This is a genomic window from uncultured Campylobacter sp. (assembly GCF_938018035.1).
In the GTDB taxonomy this organism is placed as follows: Bacteria; Campylobacterota; Campylobacteria; order Campylobacterales; family Campylobacteraceae; genus Campylobacter_B.
Window position 1 is genome coordinate 1 of record NZ_CALIJF010000307.1, and the last position, 3484, is coordinate 3484.

General features: G+C 41.1%; 3 protein-coding genes. All 3 read left to right on the forward strand.

Features of this window, described 5'->3' with window-relative positions:
- Positions 1-356 precede the first annotated feature (356 nt).
- The 3 genes from Q0257_RS09190 (at position 357) to Q0257_RS09200 (ending at position 3441) form a co-directional block, all read left to right on the forward strand.
- Positions 357-743, forward strand: coding sequence for a hypothetical protein (locus Q0257_RS09190; protein WP_298024298.1), 387 nt, complete (start codon positions 357-359; stop codon positions 741-743).
- Positions 744-1536: 793 nt separating this feature from the next.
- On the forward strand, positions 1537-2790 hold the full coding sequence (locus Q0257_RS09195) for a major outer membrane protein (RefSeq protein ID WP_298024300.1): 1254 nt from the start codon (positions 1537-1539) through the stop codon (positions 2788-2790).
- Between the two features lie 75 nt (positions 2791-2865).
- On the forward strand, positions 2866-3441 hold the full coding sequence (locus tag Q0257_RS09200) for a cytochrome c (RefSeq protein WP_298024302.1): 576 nt from the start codon (positions 2866-2868) through the stop codon (positions 3439-3441).
- Positions 3442-3484 lie beyond the last annotated feature (43 nt).

Here is a 3484-nt window from a genome sequence, read left to right on the forward strand (position 1 = left end):
AAGCCCGATTTTTGCAAATATCGCGGTCAGCGCCGCAAAGAGTGCTGATGCAAGCTGGCCGGGTAAAAAACTAGAGCTCTGTTTTTAATTTAGATGCGATTGCCAAGTCTTGCTTACGATTGCTGCTAAATTCTGCCCCGCATATATAGAAAAATCGCTAAAAGCGCGCTCTCGCTTCGCCTAACGCTAAGAGAGATCTGTTTAAATTCCACTTCGACGCTCCTCAAAAACAAATGCCAGCGACGCAAGCGCATCCATCATCGTTTAAATTCCACTCCGATGCCTCTCAAAAAAGCAAACTTTAAGCCCAAACCTACTACTCTAAAAGTTCAAATTTTACAAATGAAGGATACTGAATGAAAAATTTCATATTTTCTGCACTTTTGGCTCTTGGCATCGCAGGCTGCGCCGTAAACACCGCTCCGACGCCTGCAGGCAACTTACGCTCGCTCAAATCCGAGATCGTAAACTACACTCGTCAAAGCTCCACAGCTTACGTCTATACGTTTAAAGACCTATCCAACGGCGAGCTCTACACCGCTCGCGCAAGCAGATATTATGCGGCTGCAGGAGATACTGCCTACATAAGTACCGCAGCAGGCGCTATCACCGATATGCGAATCATCTCGCGCAAAGCGGGTTCCGTTGCTCCGCGCGCTTATGATATTGGCAAAATCGAGACCAAACAAATGCATAAAAACGACGCTATCGCTGTACCTGAGAGCGAAAATATCAGCTTTTAATCTACGCGATTTTTAGCTGCTGCACCCTTGAAGGTAAGCGAGCCTGCTTTTAATTTGAGATAAACGTTTTTGAGTTTGCTCTCTACTCTTATGAAGGCAATAGTTTCTGTTCTTAATCATGGCGGGCTGGCGCGATTTGCTTGCGCTTTAAAGTCCGCTGATTCTTTATGCGATTGCCTGCATAAATTTTATATTTTATAAGTTGTGGAATTTTATATTTCACAAAATTCTGTGCTGCGTATCTTGCTTCTATGGTTCGGTTAGCGTTTTATATCCACTTGCTTTCGCGCTTAAATTCCTTGCTGCATAGTGCCATTTTGTCCACAAAATTCTATATTATAGAAATACGGCTGGCGCTAGAATTTTGATTGCGAAATTCTTATAAATTTTCTTTCTCGCGGTTTTTCGCGCACTGCTCGTTTTCAGTGCAGTATTCCCCGCTGATAAGATGTCACGTAGATATTTTTAAAACCCACGCTTTGCAAATTTTGTGTCTTGAAAATTTCATTCATAAAATTTCACGTCGTAAAATTTTATGAAATTTCCCCACAAGAAAGAGGTGTTGCCGTCTGTTTACCGCGGCCTGATATAATCCCCACATCGAAATTAGAACTCCTTTCAATAATCGGCGAGGCCTGTGTGGGTCTCGCTTTTTTTATGCCCGAATTTTCGCGATTTTGGTAAACATTCGGTAACAATTCGGTAAAATTTTAGTATTTTTCAGCCTATTTTAAGCATATAATTTGTCATTTTGTGCTACTATTGCGCTTACAAACTTTTAAAGGAGTTCAAAATGAAACTAGTTAAACTTAGTTTAGCGGCAGCAGTCGCTGCAGGTGCTCTTGCTATGAGTGCAAGTGCTGTTCCGTTAGAGGAAGCTATCAAGGATGTGGATCTAAACGGATACGCTCGTATGCGATATACACACAATAATGAATCCGATAAAAATGTCCATCGCGAGAAATCTAGTGTCTGGGAATTCAAATCCGAAGTAGATTTCAAAGCTAAAATCGACGATAACTTTTTCGGTGTAGTCGGTGTTAGATTCATGGATAGAGATAACGGTCAGACTTTTTCATCTTCAGACGGTGTATATCTTCAGGAGAAAAATGAAGAGGATGATGAGTCTCAATTTGATATTGCCAAGGCCTACTTAGGATATGCTATTGGCGGCACTACGATTACAGTTGGTCGCCAGGGTATAGGTTCGTTCTTTACGGATGATATGTATGGGGACGGTGTTAAGATTACTAGCACCGATATCGAGGGGCTAACTCTTACTGGCTTTTGGATGGACTCTTTAGAGAATGATAGTGATATTGGCAGCCTTAAGTGGAATAGAACAGGTGTAATGGCCCCATTAAGAGGAAAATTAACTACCGATCACAATCTATATGGAGTAGGAGCTATGGGCTCATACGATCCTGTGGCTTTCCAATTATGGTATAACTCCTTAGAAGATGTAGCCGATCTTTTTGCCGCAGAGTTAGCATTTAACTTTGATATTTCCGATGATTTCAATATTGGCGTAAAAGGTCAATATGCGTTTTCTGATTTAGATAGAGCGACTTATACTTACATAAATCGAACAACACTTCTTCCTGTAAATACAGAAACAAGCGATGCAGATTTTTGGGCTGCAGAGGCTAGTATGGGTCTATTCGGTATCGATTTAGCTGCAGGTTATTTGAGATTCGAGCCTGATAATAAAGATCGCGCTTCTTTTGTATCCTTTGAAGATCAAGGATCCTTCATTAGCCCAGGTGAAGAGTTGCTAGATTATAGAAGCTTTACTGGCGAGAACCACTATTGGTATGTAGTAGCAGGATATACTATCCCTGATACTGGTATCAGAATTGGTGCTGATTACCTAGACGGTAAAGCGCATGGTGACGATGCATACGAAGTAGTAGGTAGAATTTCTTATAAATATAATGAAAAGCTAAGCTTCAAAACTTGGTATTCTCACTATAAGATTGACGATGCTGCTGGCGGTCTTGATGAGAAAAAAGATCGCATCAGATTTGAGGCTAAATACAGCTTCTAATTATTTACCTTATACGGGTAAAATTAGGGCGAAGCTTTTGCTTCGCCCTTTTTAAATTCTAAATCAAGGTTTTCTATGAAAATTTTTAAAATTTCTTTTTTAGCATGTTTTTTTGCCTTTAGTTTAAATGCCGCGGATAAAGCAAATGATGACACGTATGTATTCGAAGCCAAAGGTGAGTTTGCCAAAGAGCTAAAATCCCTGATCGAAAAGCATTCTAAAGATGAAAACGTAACTGTAAATATCTACAAAAACGCTCCGGTCGCAGGCAGTAAAACCCATAGCGGCAAGGTAAATCGAAATATAAATTTTTTAAAAGAAAGAGGTGGAGCTATCTTTGCTGAGAAGTGCGCTTCATGCCACGGCGAGAATGGCCAAAAAAGAGCTTATGGAGTATCGCGTAAACTCAAAGATATGGACGCCAAAGAGATCTCGATAGCTATGTCGCAATACACTACAGATCTAAGTTATGGTGGCAAGATGAAAAATATCATGCAGCCGATCGCCGCTAAGACGGGCGCTACGGAGCTAGGCTACATCATTGCTTATCTAAAAGGCGACGATTCGTTCCTATACGATAGTTCGTCTAGTAGGAGCACGAATACTGAAATTTCGACCGCCCCGAGCGAGCAGGGCTCATACCTAAAATAAAGGGGCGTAGAATGAAAGTAGCGATCGTTTTGGCAAACGGTTT

Excerpts from the sequence above, each read along its gene's own strand:
- Q0257_RS09195 (WP_298024300.1), top strand. The coding sequence starts at position 1,537 with ATGAAACTAGTTAAACTTAGTTTAGCGGCAGCAGTCGCTGCAGGTGCT.
- Q0257_RS09190 (WP_298024298.1), top strand. The coding sequence starts at position 357 with ATGAAAAATTTCATATTTTCTGCACTTTTGGCTCTTGGCATCGCAGGC.
- Q0257_RS09200 (WP_298024302.1), top strand. The coding sequence starts at position 2,866 with ATGAAAATTTTTAAAATTTCTTTTTTAGCATGTTTTTTTGCCTTTAGT.